This is a genomic window from Azospirillum oleiclasticum (assembly GCF_013423485.1).
Classification (GTDB): domain Bacteria; phylum Pseudomonadota; class Alphaproteobacteria; order Azospirillales; family Azospirillaceae; genus Azospirillum; species Azospirillum oleiclasticum.
This window is the reverse complement of sequence record NZ_JABFFR010000036.1, coordinates 105,060-120,568: the sequence shown is the minus strand read 5'-3', so window position 1 is coordinate 120,568 and position 15,509 is coordinate 105,060. Positions and strand designations below refer to the sequence as shown.

9 protein-coding genes are annotated in these 15,509 nt (G+C 70.7%); 7 read left to right on the top strand and 2 right to left on the bottom strand.

Going from position 1 to position 15,509, the window contains the following annotated elements:
- Window positions 1-198: 198 nt before the first annotated feature.
- The 6 genes from HL658_RS29370 (at window position 199) to HL658_RS29345 (ending at window position 9,525) form a co-directional block, all read left to right on the top strand.
- Complete coding sequence (locus HL658_RS29370; RefSeq protein WP_180285939.1) at window positions 199-2,487, top strand: polysaccharide biosynthesis tyrosine autokinase; 2,289 nt, start codon at window positions 199-201, stop codon at window positions 2,485-2,487.
- Between the two features lie 27 nt (window positions 2,488-2,514).
- Window positions 2,515-4,053 (top strand): right-handed parallel beta-helix repeat-containing protein, encoded by a 1,539-nt coding sequence (locus HL658_RS29365; protein ID WP_180285938.1) that lies wholly within the window; start codon window positions 2,515-2,517, stop codon window positions 4,051-4,053.
- Window positions 4,054-4,231: 178 nt separating this feature from the next.
- Window positions 4,232-5,887 (top strand): hypothetical protein, encoded by a 1,656-nt coding sequence (locus tag HL658_RS29360; RefSeq protein ID WP_180285937.1) that lies wholly within the window; start codon window positions 4,232-4,234, stop codon window positions 5,885-5,887.
- 147 nt (window positions 5,888-6,034) lie between these two features.
- Window positions 6,035-6,454, top strand: a complete 420-nt coding sequence (locus HL658_RS29355) for an organic hydroperoxide resistance protein (RefSeq protein ID WP_180285936.1) — start codon at window positions 6,035-6,037, stop codon at window positions 6,452-6,454.
- A gap of 104 nt (window positions 6,455-6,558) precedes the next feature.
- Complete coding sequence (locus tag HL658_RS29350) at window positions 6,559-7,017, top strand: MarR family winged helix-turn-helix transcriptional regulator (RefSeq protein WP_180285935.1); 459 nt, start codon at window positions 6,559-6,561, stop codon at window positions 7,015-7,017.
- An 18-nt stretch (window positions 7,018-7,035) separates the two neighbouring features.
- Window positions 7,036-9,525, top strand: coding sequence for a PAS domain-containing protein (locus tag HL658_RS29345; protein WP_211109887.1), 2,490 nt, complete (start codon window positions 7,036-7,038; stop codon window positions 9,523-9,525).
- 24 nt (window positions 9,526-9,549) lie between these two features.
- Here HL658_RS29345 and HL658_RS29340 read toward each other — a convergent pair whose 3' ends face one another.
- Both HL658_RS29340 and HL658_RS29335 read right to left on the bottom strand, forming a co-directional pair.
- Complete coding sequence (locus HL658_RS29340) at window positions 9,550-10,479, bottom strand: response regulator transcription factor (RefSeq protein WP_180285934.1); 930 nt, start codon at window positions 10,477-10,479, stop codon at window positions 9,550-9,552.
- The gene (locus HL658_RS29335) at window positions 10,469-13,840 is read right to left on the bottom strand and encodes a hybrid sensor histidine kinase/response regulator (RefSeq protein ID WP_343055383.1); all 3,372 of its coding nucleotides are present in this window, start codon (window positions 13,838-13,840) and stop codon (window positions 10,469-10,471) included. The genes HL658_RS29340 and HL658_RS29335 overlap by 11 nt, the downstream gene beginning before the upstream one ends.
- Before the next feature lie 319 nt (window positions 13,841-14,159).
- On the opposite strand from HL658_RS29335, the gene urtA reads away from it, so the two are divergent.
- Window positions 14,160-15,419, top strand: coding sequence for an urea ABC transporter substrate-binding protein (urtA, locus tag HL658_RS29330; RefSeq protein ID WP_180285932.1), 1,260 nt, complete (start codon window positions 14,160-14,162; stop codon window positions 15,417-15,419).
- The last annotated feature ends 90 nt before the right edge of the window (window positions 15,420-15,509 follow it).

Genomic DNA, 15,509 nt, shown 5'->3' with positions numbered 1-15,509 from the left:
TCGAAAGGAGTGGCGAAGAAATTCCGTGAAGAGGCCCTCCGGATCCCGCCAGCGCGGTTGCGCCGGCCCGGGTGCAAGATCAAAGCTTGCCGGCAAAGCGGTGCGATTTTTCGGTATTTCAACGTCGAAATACAGGCGCTGCCCAAATAATCAGCCGCATCGACGCCGGGCGACCGCGCCGACGAACCAGAGGACGGCATGATCGGGGACAATGAGGGCATGATGGCCCGACCGGTGCATCCGGGCGCGCTGAGCGCCGGGGTGAGCGAAGGCGGCTCGGACGCGCGCGAGCTGTTCGACACCTTCTTCCAGCACAAATGGCTGTTCGCCCTGGTCTCGCTGGCCGGGGTGGTGCTGGCGGCGGCCATCGTCTTCCTGATGACACCGCTCTACACGGCGCAGACCACCATCCTCGTCACCACCCGCCACGCGCAGGTGGTGGATCTGGAGCCGGTGCTGTCCAACCCCTCGCCCAACCCCTTCCTCCTTCAGTCCCAGCTCGAGAGCGAGATCGAGATGATCCGCTCCTACCCCATCGTCATCGATGTGGTGAACGCGCTGAAGCTGACCGAGGATCCGGAGTTCAACCCGCTGCTCACCCCGCCCGACGGGGAACGGCCCTTCGACCCGCTGGCGCTGCCCTTCCAGCTCTTCGGCTGGCTGAAGTCGACGGCGGAAGGGTTCGTGCTCCGCCGCAGCAACGAGGAGGAGAACCAGCGCCTCCTCGAGGTCGCCGAGAACCAGGAGAAGGGCGTGGAGGCGATGGTCGTCGCCAATGTGCTGGACCGGCTGGACGTCGCCCCGCGCGGCCGCTCCATGGCGATCACCCTGTCCTTCACCTCGCTCGATCCGGTCAAGGCCGCCACCATCGTGGACGCGCTGGCGCAGACCTACGTGCGCTCGACGCTGGACGCCAAGACCCAGGCGACGCGCGACGCCATCCGCTGGCTGTCCGACCGGGTGACCGAGCTGCGCATCGGCGTGGCCCAGCTCAACGAGCAGGTCGAGCGCTACCGGCAGGAGGCGGGGCTGGAGGACGACGGCCTCAACATCCACGCCCAGACCGTCGCCAAGATCAACGAGCAGCTCGTCGAGGCGCAGATCGACGCGTCGGTCGCCCGCGAACGGGTGCAGCAGGTGGCCCAGGCCGGCAGCGGCGGGCCTGCTGTCAGCGGCGACGTGCTGGGCTCCCCGCTCGTGCAGAACCTGCGCATCCAGGAAACCGCGCTGATGCGCCGCGAGCAGGAGCTGACCGAGCAATACGGCCCCAAGCACCCGTCCGTGCTGACCAACCGCGCGGAGATCCAGAGCCTGCGCCGCCAGATGGGCGTGGAGATCGCCAAGATCCGGCAGGCGCGGGAGAACGAGCTGATGGTCGCCGACGCGCGCGTCGCGATGCTCAAGACGGAGATTGCCAGGCTCGACCAGGAATCGCAGCGCCGCCAGCTCGCCCAGGTCCGGCTGAAGGAGCTGAAGGTCGAGGCGGACGCCAAGTACCGCCTGTACGAGGGCTTCCTGCGCCGCCACCACGAGATCAGCCAGCAGGTCGACATCCAGCAACCCGACGCCGCCATCCTGTCGCCGGCCAAGCCGCCGCTGAAGCCGTCCTCGCCGCGCAAGGCGCTGTTCCTCAGCGCCAGCCTGCTGCTGTCGATGATCGTCGCCGCCTCCATGGTGGTGCTGATCGAGCTGCTGAAGAAGGGCTTCAAGAACGTCGAGGACGTGGAGCGCGGGCTCCAGGTGCCGATGCTCGGCATCGTGCCGCGGGTCGGGCGGCTGCAAGCCCGCCGCGGCGGGCCGGAGGATTATCTGCTCCAGCACCCCAGCTCGCTCTACAGCGAGGCGATCCGCAACCTGCGCACCACGCTGCGGCTGATGACCACGCCGCTCGCCACCCAGACGGTGCTGTTCACCTCGGCGCTGCGCAACGAGGGCAAGTCGGCCATCGCCATCTCCTACGCCCGCATGGCGGCGCGCGCCGGGCAGCGGGTGGTGATCATCGACTGCGACCTGCGCCGCCCGCGCATCCACAAGGCCCTCGGCCAGCGCGGCCCCGGTCTCGCCGACCATCTGGAGGGGGAGGCGACGATCGAGGAGATCATCCGGGTCGACGGCAAGAGCGGCCTCAGCTTCATCACCGGCGGCACCCGCTCCGACAGCCCGGCGGAGCTGCTGGAGCGGCCGGCCATGCGCCAGCTCGTCAACGAGCTGGGCGCCCATTTCGACCTCGTGGTGCTGGACAGCCCGCCGGTGCTGTCGGTGGCCGATGCCCGGCTGCTGGCCCGGCTGGCGCAGGACACCGTCTATGTCGTGGAGTGGCACCGCACCTCCCAGAAGGAGGCGCGGCTCGGCTACAACCTGCTGCGCCAGAGCGGGGCGGAGATCGTCGGCGTCGTGCTGTCCAAGGCCAGCCCCAACGTCACCGCCAAATACGGCTACCAGGACAACCGCTGGGGCGGCGGCCGGCCCCTGCTGCTCCGGGCCTGAGCCGTGCGGAGGCTGGCGATCGGATCGTTGGCGATCCGGGCGGTGACGGTGCTGCTGCTCGCCGCCGCGGCACCGGCGCCCGCGGCCGGCACCACCACCCTGCATGTGGACGCCGGCAGCCGGCCGGGCGGCGACGGCAGCCCCGGCGCTCCCCTGCGCACCATCGGCACGGCGCTGGAGCGGCTGGACGGAGCCGGCGGGCCGGTCACCATCCTCGTGCACCCCGGCATCTACCGGGAGACGCTGCGCATCGCCGACCCGCCGCCGGGCACCAGCATCCGCGCGGTGGCGCCCGGGCGGGCCGTCGTCTCCGGCGCCCGGCCGCTGACCGGCTGGGTGCGCGTCGGCACCGACCTGTTCCGCGCCCTGTGGCCCACACCGATGCCGCCGTCGGTGGTGCCCAAGGAATGGCCGGCGGATCTGGACATCGGCGAGCCGGCGCTGCGGCGGGAGATGCTGTTCGTCGACGGCCGCCGCTACGAGCAGGTCCAGGACGGTGCCGCGCTGGTTCCCGGCAGCTTTTTGGTCAACGACACGCGCCGCAGCCTGGACGTCCGGGTGCCGCGCGGCACCGACCTCGCCGTCGCGGCGGTCGAGGTGGCCTGGCGGGAGGAGCTGCTGACCGCCACCCGAACCGAGGGGCTGACCATCGACGGGCTGGTGTTCGAGCGGGCTGCCTCGGCCATGACCGGCATCGCCGTCGCCATCGCCGACAGCCGCGGGTTCACCATGTCCGACAGCGTGATCCGCGACAACAACGGCACCGGGCTGTCGGTCTCACGCTCCACCGCGGTGACGCTGGAGCGCAACCGCATCGTCGACAACGGCAGCACCGGCATGGGCGTCTGGCAGGTGACCGGGCTGCGGATGGCGGACAACGACACATCGGCCAACAACTGGCGAGGCGCGGCGGGCGGCTTCACCGATTGGGCGGTCGCCGGGGCCAAGCTGCTGCAGATCCACGACGCCGTCATCGAACGTCACCGCGCGGTGGACAACGCCACCCACGGGCTGTGGCTCGACACCGACATCGCCCGCGTCGCCGTGACCGCTGCCGAACTCACCGGCAACCACGGTGCCGGGCTGATGGTGGAGGCGGCGCAGGGGCCGGTCACCGTGACCGGCAGCCGCATCGTCGGCAACGGCAACGGCGTGGTCGCCGCCGGCGCGCGCGGGGTAGCGATCACCGGCAGCACCATCGCCTGCAACCGCGACGCCCAGATCGTGGTGACCGGCGGGCAGGACCGCCCGGTGACCGACCACCGCGACGGCACCGTCACCACCGCCAACAACGAGGGCTGGACGCTGACCGGCAACAGCCTCGCCGGGCAGCGCCGCGGCAGCTTCCTGGTCACCACCACGGTGCCGCAGGACTATTGGGACAGCTTCCTGCGCACGCTGACCGCGCGCGACAATCTGTGGACCCACGCGCGCCGCCGCGACGCCTTCCGCGGCCCCTGGGGCTGGCTGGTGGATTTCCCGCACTGGCAGAAGGCCGCGGCGGAGACCGGCTCCCGCTTCGAGGACGGCGACCGCCCCTGCCGCAGCGTCGCCGCCGGGCATTGACCAGACAGAGGAGTGCGCGACCGTGACCGACGCCGCCCCCCGCGTTCCCGCATCCGGCCCCCACCCCGACCCTCCCCCGTCTTCGACGGGGGAGGGAGAAGAAAAGCCCTCCCCCGTCGTCAGATGGGGGAGGGTCGGGTGGGGGCCCAATGGGCAGACGTGGGAGGCGAAAGCCAGCGTGTTCCTCCTCACCGCCCTCGCCATCGCCGTCATGCTGGCGCTGCTCGGCCCGGCCCTGCGCGACAACGACCAGGCGGCGCTGGTCAGCGGCGCCGTGCAGCTCGCCCACGGCGACGCGCCGTGGTGGCGGGCGCCCTTCTACAATTACGACAAACAATATGGCAGCTACCTGCTGCTGGCGCTGCTGATCCGGTTGTGGCCGGGGCTCGACCCGGTGCTGGCCGGCAACCTGTTGCAGACGGTGCTGCTGTCCGCCGGGCTGGCGCTGGCGGCGTGGCGCGTCGGCCGTCGGCGGGGATTGCCGGCGTGGCTGGCGGCGGCGGTGCTGGCGAGCCCGGTGCTGGTGCTCTACGGCCCCTTCCTCGGCACCAGCACGATGTCGCTGGCCTTCCTGCTGATGGCCTTCTCGGCGCTGGCCGGGCCGCCATCGGCGGCGGCACGCGCGCTGGCCTGTCTGCTGGTGGCCGTGGCGGCGGCCTGCCGGGCCGACGCGGTGCTGGTGGTGCCGGCGCTCTATCTGGCGGTGGCGCCGCGCGGCACCCCTTGGGGCCTCCTGCGGCGCGGGCTGCCCTGGGCGCTGGGACTGGCGGCGGTGCTGCCGGTGCTGGCCGGGCGGCTGATCGACCCCAACCGCAACCCGGATTTCCTGGGCTACGTCATCGACCTGAAGGTCTGGCTGGCGCTGACGCTGTTCGGCATGGGGGCGGGGGCGCTGGCGGCGCTGCTGCTGCTGGCCGGGCTCTACGCCGCGCTGGCGGTGCTGCGCCCGCGCTGGCGGCTGTTCCACCTTGCCATCGCGGCGGCGGCGCTGCTGCCGCTGGCCTTCTATTCGGGCCAGCTTTCCACGCCGCGCTATTTCCTGCCGTCGGTCGCCGTGCTGCTGTTCCTGGGGACCAGCCGGCGCACCGCGGCGCTCGTCCGCGGGCTGCGACCCGGCTGGGCGGTGCGCGCGGCCGGGGCCGGCGTGGCGGCGGCGGCGCTGCTGCCCTGGGCGGTGGGCCTCAGTCTGCCGGCGCTGGACGCCGCCCGCCCGGCGCTGGCCGGGGCCACCCGCATCCCAACCGCCGACGGGGTGATCCCGATGGGCGCCTACGCCGCCTTCGTGGCGGAGACGCGGGCCGCCGGCTTCGCGCTCGACCACAACCACAAGATCTGGCAGTCCGCAGCCGCCACCCGCTTCGAGCCCTGCGACGGCCGCGTCGATCTGCTCGGCACCGGCATGGTGAAGTATCTGGAGCTGGCGGCCGTCCTGCAGGGCCACGCGGTGCGCGAGCTGGCGACGCCCGAGCAGTCCGCCTGCGGCTTCGTCTACGCCGACGCCCGCTCGCTGACCCGCGGTTACGGCGGGAACGGGCCGGGCGACCGCCCCGGCTTCTTCGCGCGGCCCATGCAGGTCGCGTCCGACGCCGGGGGCGGCCAACCGGTGCTGCGCATCGCTGCGTCCGGTGCGCCCAGCGACCTCGCCCGCGCGCTGGAGGCGCTGCGCGCCCGCTTCGCCGGCCGCGAGTTCGAGTTGCACCTCGGCCCGGCCCCGGCGGTGCCAAACCAGATCGCGGTGCCGGTGTGCGGCGGCGGCATCATTCCGGCCGCCACCTGCCCCTCGACGCCCGCCGGCTGGGCAGCCGGCATCTACCCGGCCTATATGGGCAAGTGACGGGGCAGCAAGTGGCGGGCCAACCGGCCCCGCCCGGAATGCATCGCAGGCAATCCAATCACGCCCGATCTAATACATTGCGCACAATTCGATTGCGCGCTATTTTCTGCCCATCGAACACGAACCCACGGACAAGGAAACCCCACCATGAAGACGCTCTACTCCACGAAGGCCACGGCCACCGGCGGTCGCGACGGCAAGGCGGTCTCCGACGACGGGCTGCTGTCGGTCAACCTCGCCGCTCCCCGCGAACTGGGTGGCAAGGGCGGCGCCACCAACCCCGAGCAGCTCTTCGCCGCCGGCTACTCCGCCTGCTTCATCGGCGCGCTGAAGTTCGTCGGCAACCGCGACAAGATCGCCGTCCCGGCCGATGTCTCGGTGACCGCCGAGGTCGGCATCGGCGCCCGCGACGACGGGGAAGGCTTCGGCATCTCGGTGGCGCTCACCGTCTCGCTGCCCGGCGTCGATCCGGCGGTGGCGGAGGATCTGGTGGCCCGCGCCCACAAGGTCTGCCCCTACAGCCACGCCACCCGCGGCAACATCCCGGCGACCACCACCATCGCCTGAGCCGGGCCGACACGACCGGGCGTGCGATCCCCTGGCATGCCGGGGGATCGCGCCCTATCCTGCGTCCGGACGACCATCCCTCTCCCACCCCTGCCAGGAGCGCCATGCCGGCCGACCGCCCCGACCCGCTGCTTCTCGCCAACCAGACCTGCTTCGCGCTCTACGCCGCCCAGCACGCGATGACCCGCGTCTACCGCCCGCTGCTGGAGGCGATCGGCCTCACCTACCCGCAATACATCGTCATGCTGCTGTTGTGGGAGGAGGATGGTCCGGCGGTGAAGGGGCTGGGGGAGCGGCTGGGGCTGGACAGCGGCACCCTGACGCCGCTGCTGAAACGGCTGGAGGGGCAGGGGCTGGTGCGGCGCACGCGCGACCCGGTGGACGAACGGATCGTTCGTATCCATCTTACCGCCGAAGGAAAGGCTTTGCGGGAAAAGGCCGTCTGCATGCCCGAGCGCATCCTCGCCGCGTCCGGCCGGTCTCCAGCCGAGCTCGCGGCGCTCCGCGAGGAGTTGTTGCGCCTGCGCACAGCGCTCGACCGTGCCGCCGGACAGACGGGCTGACGGAATGACGGAGCGGATGTGAGCGGTACGGGTGCGGCGGGCCACGGGCTCCATTTTCTCACCGGCGGCGGTGCCATGGGGCGGATGATCCGTGACCATGACTGGGCGGCCACACCGCTCGGGTCCCCGGAGGGCTGGCCGCCGGCCTTGCGCGCCGCCCTGTCCATCTGCCTGGGCGCCACCATCCCGACCGCCATCTATTGGGGGCCGGAGCTGCGCCTGCTCTACAACGACGCCTGGGCGCCGATCCCGGCGGAAAGGCACCCGTGGGCGCTCGGCCGCCCGGCGCGGGAGGTGTGGTCGGACATCTGGCACGTGGTCGGCCCGCAATTCGGGCGGGCGATGGACGCGGGCGAGGGCTTCACCACCTACGACCAGATGCTGCCGATGGAGCGCGGCGGCGCGGTGCGGGAGACCTACTGGAACTACAGCTTCACGCCGATCCGCGACGACGACGGCACCGTCGTCGGCGTCTTCAACCAGGGCAACGAGACGACCACCCGCATCCTGACCGAGCGTGCGCTGCGCCAGAGCGAGGAGCGGCTGGCCCTGGCGCTGGCCGCGGCCAACAGCGTCGGCATCTGGGATTGGGACGTGCGGGCCGATGTCGTCACCACCGACGCGCGCTTCGCCCGCCTCTACGGGGTGGAGCCCGCCCCGACCGGTGCCAACGCGCCGCTGAAGGACTTCTTCGCCCGCATCCATCCCGACGACGCGGCGCGTGTCGAGAGCGCCCTCGCCGAGGCGCTGCGCAGCGGCGACGAGTTCGCCGAAGAGTACCGGCTGCTGGCGCCCGACGGCAGCGTGCGCTGGGTGGCCGCGCAGGGGCGCTGCACCCTGGCCGAGGACGGCACGCCGCTGCGCTTTCCCGGCATCACGCTCGACATCACCCGCCGCCGCCAGACCGAGGAGGCGCTGCGCGAGGGCGAGGCGCGTCTGCGCGCCATCACCGACAGCATCGACCACATGGTGTGGTCGACCCGCCCCGACGGCTTCCACGACTACTTCAACCAACGCTGGTACGATTTCACCGGCGTCACCCCCGGCACCACCGACGGGGGGGGCTGGATGGGCCTCTTCCACCCCGACGACCACGAGCGCACGCGCGTCGCGTGGGCGCACAGCCTGTCCACCGGGGAGCCCTACCGCATCGAATACCGGCTGCGCCACCGCAGCGGCGCCTGGCGCTGGGTGCTGGGCCGCGCGCAGCCCGTGCGCGACGCCGACGGGCGGATCGTCCGCTGGTACGGCACCTGCACCGACATACAGGACATCGTCGACGCGCGCGAGGTGCTGGCCCGCTCCCGCGAGGATCTGGAACGGCAGATCGAGGCGCGCACGCAGGAGCTGATGCGGGCGGAGGAGGCGATGCGCCAGCTCCAGAAAATGGAGGCGGTGGGCCAGCTCACCGGCGGCATCGCGCATGATTTCAACAACATGCTGGCGGTGGTGCTGGGCGGGCTCAGCCTGATGGAACGCCGCCTCGCCCGCGGCGACACCGACGTCGGCCGCTATCTGGAAGGCGCCAAGGACGGCGCGCTGCGTGCCGCGGCGCTGACCCAGCGGCTGCTCGCCTTCTCCCGCCAGCAGCCGCTGGCGCCCGAGCCACTGGACGCCAACCGTCTGGTCACCGGCATGACCGAGCTTCTGACCCGCACGCTGGGCGAGCACATCCGGGTGGAGACGGTGCTGTCGGCCGGGCTCTGGCGCATCCACGCCGACGCCAGCCAGTTGGAGAACGCCGTGCTCAACCTGTCGGTCAACGCCCGCGACGCCATGCCCGCGGGCGGGCGGCTGACCATCGAGACGGCCAACGCCCACATGGACGACCGCTACGCCGCCGAGCACGCCATCCCGGCCGGACAGTATGTGCTGATCGCCGTCAGCGACACCGGCACCGGCATGGAGCCGGCCGTGGCCGCCCGCGCCTTCGACCCCTTCTTCACCACCAAGTCGGTGGGCCGCGGCACCGGTCTGGGGCTCAGCCAGGTGTTCGGCTTCGTGCGCCAATCCGGCGGCCACGTGAAGATCTATTCGGAGGTCGGGGTCGGCACCACGGTGAAGCTCTACCTGCCCCGTTTCTACGGCACGGCGCAGCCCGCCGCCGTCCGCCGCGCGGCACCACCACCCGGCCTCGGCCACCCGTCGGAGGTGGTGCTGGTGGTGGAGGACGACGACCGCGTCCGCGCCTGGTCGGTGGAGGCGCTGCGCGAGCTGGGCTACACCGTGCTGCACGCCGCCAACGGTCCCGAAGCGCTCACCCGCCTGCAAGCCGGCCAAGCCATCGACCTGCTGTTCACCGACGTGGTGATGCCGGACATGACCGGCCGCGAACTGGCCGACCGGGCGCTCGCCCTGCTGCCGGACCTGAAGGTGCTGTTCACCACCGGCTACACCCGCAACGCCATCGTCCACAACGGCATGCTGGACCCCGGCACCAACTTCCTTCCCAAACCCTTCAGCCTCGACCAGCTCGCCGCCAAGGTGCGCAGCGTGCTGGACGGGTAGCGGAGCCGTCGCGGGGATGACGCGTCACCCGCCCTCCAGCGTCCGCAGGGCGAGCGCCGCGGCGGCGGTGCGGTTCTCCACGCCGAGCTTGGCGTAGATCTGCTCCAGGTGCTTGTTCACGGTGCGCGGGCTGAGACCGAGGATCTGGCCGATGTCGCGGTTGGCCTTGCCGCGGGCGATCCACAGCAGCACCTCCGCCTCGCGCGCCGTCAGGTTCAGGCGCTGGCGGATGGCCTGCTCCTCGCCGCTCGGCTGTCCCTCGACCAGCCGCAGCAGCACTTCCTGCGAGCCGATGCGGCTGACCACGCCGACCTGGAAGGGCGGGCCGCCGGTGGGCGAGGACAGGGACATGCGCTCCGGCACCGCACCGGCCGGCCCCTCCACCCGCTTCACCAGCCAGTCCAGCAGGGCCGGCGGCAGCCGGAAGCCGCCCTCGTCCGGGCCGCCGGGGTCGCCCAGCAGCCGCCCCGCCTGCGGCGTGCACCACAGGATGCGGCCGTCGAGATCGACCGAGAGCAGGAAGCGGCCGGTGGCGTCCAGCGCCGCCTGGGCGCCCTGGGCGATGCGGGCGTTCACCAGATGCACCCGCATGCGGGCGAACAGCTCCTCCGCGATGATCGGCTTGGTGAGGTAATCGACGCCGCCGGCGGCGAAGCCCTTGACGATGTGCTCGGTCTCGCTGAGGCCGGTCATAAAGATCACCGGGACGTGGGCCAGCGTCTTGCTGGCTTTCAGCCGGCGGCAGGTCTCGAACCCGTCCATCCCCGGCATCACCGCGTCCATCAGCACCACGTCGGGCGTCAGCCGCTCCAGCAGCGACAGGGCGCTGGGGCCGTCCATCGCCACCAGCACGGTGGCCCCGGCCTCCTCCAGCGCGTCGGTCAGGAAGCTCAGCGTGTCGGGGCTGTCGTCCACGACCAGCACGGTTTCGCGCGATGTCCGGTCATCCGTCATGACGGCGGTGGGCCTCCAGCGTGGCCATGAAGCGGTTGAGGGCGAAATCGCGGACATGTTGCCTCAAGAGGTCGATGAAGGTTCCGGCTTCGGGGTGGAGATGCGCCAGCTCTTCCAGCTTCGCCTGGATGCCGCGCACATAGCCGATGCGCCCCAGTTCCATCAGGTCGTCGAGCTGGTGGGGCGGCGGCACATGGTCGGGGTGGAAGGCGCCCGCCGACAGGGCGGAGGAGGGCGACGGGGGGGCGGACGGGGCGTCGGCCTCGCGCACCCAGACGACGCCGGTCACGTCGTGCACCAGCGTGAGCAGGCGTGACACGTCCAGCGGCTTGCAGGCGAAGGCGTCGTGGTCGTCGCCCGGCTGCCCGCCCGGCCGCATCTCGCCGGCGTTCGCCGACACCATGACGATGCCGGCGGTGGAGCCGGCGGCACGCAGCGCGCGCGCCACCTCCCACCCGTTGCGGCGGGGCATGGTGATGTCGAGCAGCACGAGGTCGGGCCGGGTCTCCGCCGCCATCTCCAGGCAGCGCTCGCCATCCTCCGCCGCCAGCACGGTGAAGCCGAGCGGCGTCAGGAACTGGGCAACGAGGTCGCGGTGGGTGGCGTCGTCGTCGGCCACCAGCACGGTCAGCCGCGGCCCCTCGTAACCGGTGATGCGCCCGCCGCTGGGGAGGACGCGGCGGGGCGCCATCACCTCCGACAGCAGGATCTTCACGCGGAAGACGCTGCCGCGCCCGACCTCGCTGGTGACCGAGATGCCGCCCCCCATCACCTCCACCAGCAGCTTGGTGATGGTGAGGCCGAGGCCCATGCCCGGCACGTCGGGGCGGCCGGTGCCGCGCGAACGCACGAAGGGGTCGAAGATGCGGGGCAGATCCTCCTTGGGGATGCCGGCCCCGCTGTCCTCGATCTCCACCTCCGCCACCTGCCCACGGTAGCGCACGCGCACCGCCACATGGCCGCGGTCGGTGAACTTGATGGCGTTGGACAGCAGGTTGATGAGGATCTGCCGCAGCCGGCTCTCGTCGGTGTGGACCACCGCCGGCAGCCCGTCCGGCGGCTCGAAGCGGAAGGCGATGCCCTTGGCTTCCGCCTGCAGCCGGAACATGTCCATGATCTGGGCGAGGAAGGCGTGGATGCGCACCTCCTCCCGGTGGAGCTGGAGCCGCCCCGCCTCGATCTTGGAGATGTCGAGCAGCCCGTCGATCAGGCCGGACAGATGCTCCACGCTGCGGCGGATCACCCGCACCGCGTTCTGCCGGTGGTCGGGGATGGTCGGGTCGCGCTCCAGGAGCTGGGCGTAGCCGAAGATGGCGTTCAGCGGCGCGCGCAGTTCGTGGCTGATGCCGACCACGTAGCGGCTCTTGGCGAGGTTGGCCGCCTCCGCCGCCTCCTTGGCGCGCTGGAGCTGGGCGTCGGTGCGCTCGTGCGCCTCGATCTCGCGCACCAGAAGCTCGGTCTGGCGGCGCGACTCCTCCTCCGCCACGCGCCGGCTCTCCTGCGCCAGCACGAACAGCCAAGCGGCGACGCCGATGATCAGGACCAGCACCAGGAACACCTTCCACAGGATGGCGCTGACCACCGCCCGCTCCAGCCCGATGCCGGCCACCGTCTGCTGGAACACCAGCCACAGCACCACACCCGTGACCGCCCCCATCGCCAGCACCAGCGCGATGTAATGGCCGAGCCGGGAGTTCAGCCGCACCACCACCCGCTGCGGCGCCACCGCCCCCAGAGCGGCCAGCACCTGCTCGGGGAAGCGCGCGCCGGTCTTGCACAGGTCGTGGCAGCGGGCGTCGAGCGAGCAGCACAGCGAGCAGATCGCCCCGCCATAGGCCGGGCATTGCGCCATGTCCTCCGGCTCGAACACCAGCTCGCACACCCGGCAGCGCGCCGGCCCCGCCGCCGGGGGCGAGCGGCGCGCGATGTAGTGGCGCCCGCCGGTCGCCCAGGCGATCAGCGGGGCGGTCACGAAGGCGACGGCGAGCGCGATGAAGGGCGACAGAACCTGCGCCACCGCCCCGAACAGGCCGGAGAAGGCGGCCACCGACAGCACCGAGGCGATCAGCATCGCCCCCACGCCCACCGGGTTGATGTCGTAGAGGTGGGCGCGCTTGAACTCGATGTGCGGCGGGCTGAGGCCCAGCGGCTTGTTGACCACGAGGTCGGCGACCAGCGCCCCCACCCAGGCCACCGCGATGTTGGAGTAGAGCCCCAGGATCTGCTCGATGGCGTGGTAGATCCCCATCTCCATCAGCAGCAGCGCGATGGCGACGTTGAACACCAGCCACACCACCCGCCCCGGATGGCTGTGGGTCAGCCGCGAGAAGAAGTTCGACCACGCGATCGAGCCGGCGTAGGCGTTGGTCACGTTGATCTTCATCTGCGAGACGATGACGAACAGCGCGGTCAGCACCAGGGCGACCTGCGGGTGGGCGACGAACTGCTCGAAGGCGGCCAAATACATCCGCGTCGGTTCCGCCGCCTGATCCGCCGGCACCCCGTGGCCCAGCGCGAAGACCACCAGGAAGGACCCGGCCAGCAGCTTCACCACTCCCAACAATATCCAGCCGGGACCCGCCGCCATAAGCGCTGTCCACCAGGCGAGCCGCCCCCGGCGCCCCTTTCTCGCCGGCGGCGGCAGGAAGCGCAGGAAATCCACCTGTTCCCCGATCTGCGCCACCAGCGAGAAGACGACCGACGCGGCGGCGCCGAACATCATCAGGTCGAAGCCGTGGCCGCGTTCCGGGTCCGGCCCGGCGTGGTCCAGCCAGCGCGAGAAGGATCCCGGATCCTGCACCGCCACGAACAGGAAGGGGGCGACGTGCAGCACCAGCCACAGCGGCTGCGTCCACAGCTGGAAACGGCTGATCCCGGTGATGCCGTGCGTCACCAGCGGGATCGCCACCAGCGATCCGACGATGTAGCCGAGCCACAGCGGCAGCCCCGTCAGCATCTCCAGCGCCATGGCGAGGATCACCGCCTCCAGCGCGAAGAAGATGAAGGTGAAGGACGCGTAGATCAGCGAGGTGATGGTGGAGCCGATGTAGCCGAACCCGGCGCCGCGCGTGAGCAGGTCGATGTCCACCCCGTAGCGGGCGGCGTAGTAGCTGATCGGCAGGCCGGCGGCGAAGATCAACGCGCCGACGGCGAGGATGGCGTAGATGGCGTTGGTGGCGCCGTAACCCAGCGTGATGGCGGCGCCGATCGCCTCCAGCGCCAGGAAGGAGATGGAGCCCAGCGCCGTGTTCGCCACCCGCAGCGGCGACCAGCGCCGCGCGCCCTTGGCGGTGAAGCGGAGCGCGTAGTCCTCCAGCGTCTGGTTCGCCACCCACCGGTTGTAGGTGCGTCGTACCGGCACGATTTTTTGCGGCGCCGCATTGACGGACGCCTGCTGATTCAAGTCCCCGAACCCCGTCCCACCGTCTGCCATTGTATTGCGCACTCGCAAAGTCGAACGTCCGCACCGGCACGGACGCATCGTGCAAGAGTTGGCTGCCCCAATCTTTCTGGGGCACGGTTCTTATCTTATGGGCGGAAGGATGAGCGCGTCGAGCGATGTTTCATATACGTCATTGTGCGTATTGCTGCGACGCACACATCGGCCGGACGATCCCCCCGACACCGCGAATTCGCGAAGCCGACCGCTTCCCCCAATCGCCAAAAATTCAGGAGGGTTCATGTCCTCGGACGATATCCGCAAGGATTCGCACGACGCGCTGCGTCGCAAGCTGCTCCTCGGCATGGCGGCACTCCCCGCCGCCGCGATGATGCCGCGCCTGGCCTTCGCCCAGGCCCCGGCGACCGCCGCCATCAACACCACCGGCCTTGCCGTCACCGACAGCACGGTCAAGGTCGGCATCCTGCATTCCGTCACCGGCACCATGTCGATCAGCGAGACCGGCTCGGTCGAGGCGGAGAAGCTGGCGATCCAGCAGATCAACGAGATGGGCGGCGTGCTCGGCCGCAAGATCGAGTTCATCCAGGAGGACGGCGCCAGCGACTGGCCCACCTTCGCCGAGAAGTCGCGCAAGCTGCTGGTCAACGACAAGGTGGCGGCCGTGTTCGGCTGCTGGACGTCCGCCTCGCGCAAGGCGGTGCTGCCGGTGTTCGAGCAGTACAACGGCATGCTCTACTACCCCACCTTCTACGAGGGGCTGGAGCAGTCGAAGAACGTCATCTACACCGGGCAGGAGGCCACCCAGCAAATCCTGGCCGGGCTGGACTGGGTGTTCAAGGAGAAGGGCGCCAAGTCGTTCTACCTGATCGGCTCCGACTACATCTGGCCGCGCACCTCCAACAAGATCGCGCGCAAGCACATCGAGAAGAACGGGTTCAAGGTCGCCGGCGAGGAATACTTCCCGCTCGGCCACACCCAGTTCAACTCGGTCATCAACAAGATCAAGCTGACCAAGCCGGATGTGATCTACGCCATCGTGGTGGGCGGCTCGAACGTCGCCTTCTACAAGCAGCTCAAGGCGGCCGGCATCGACCTGAAGAAGCAGACGCTGATGACCATCTCCGTCACCGAGGACGAGATGCTGGGCATCGGCGGCGAGAACATCGCCGGCGCCTACGCCTGCATGAAGTATTTCCAGTCGCTCGACAACCCCAACAACAAGGCCTTCGTCGAGGCCTTCAAGAAGATGTGGGGGGCCGACAGCGTCATCGGCGACGTGACGCAGGCCGCCTATCTCGGCCCCTGGCTGTGGAAGCTCACCGTCGAGAAGGCCGGCAGCTTCGACATCGACAAGGTGGCGGCGGCCTCGCCGGGCATCGAGTTCAAGGGCGCGCCGGAAGGTTACGTGCGCATCCACGAGAACCACCACCTGTGGAGCAAGACCCGCATCGGCCTCGCCAAGGCCGACGGCCAGTTCGACGTGATCCACGAGACCGCCGAGCTGATGGAGCCGGATCCCTTCCCGAAGGGCTACCAGTAAGCGGCGTTGCCGCGGCCGGCCCCCACCCCGGCCCTCCCCCGTCGAAGATGGGGGAGGGCCGGGGTGGGGCCGAATGCGACCAATCCCCCG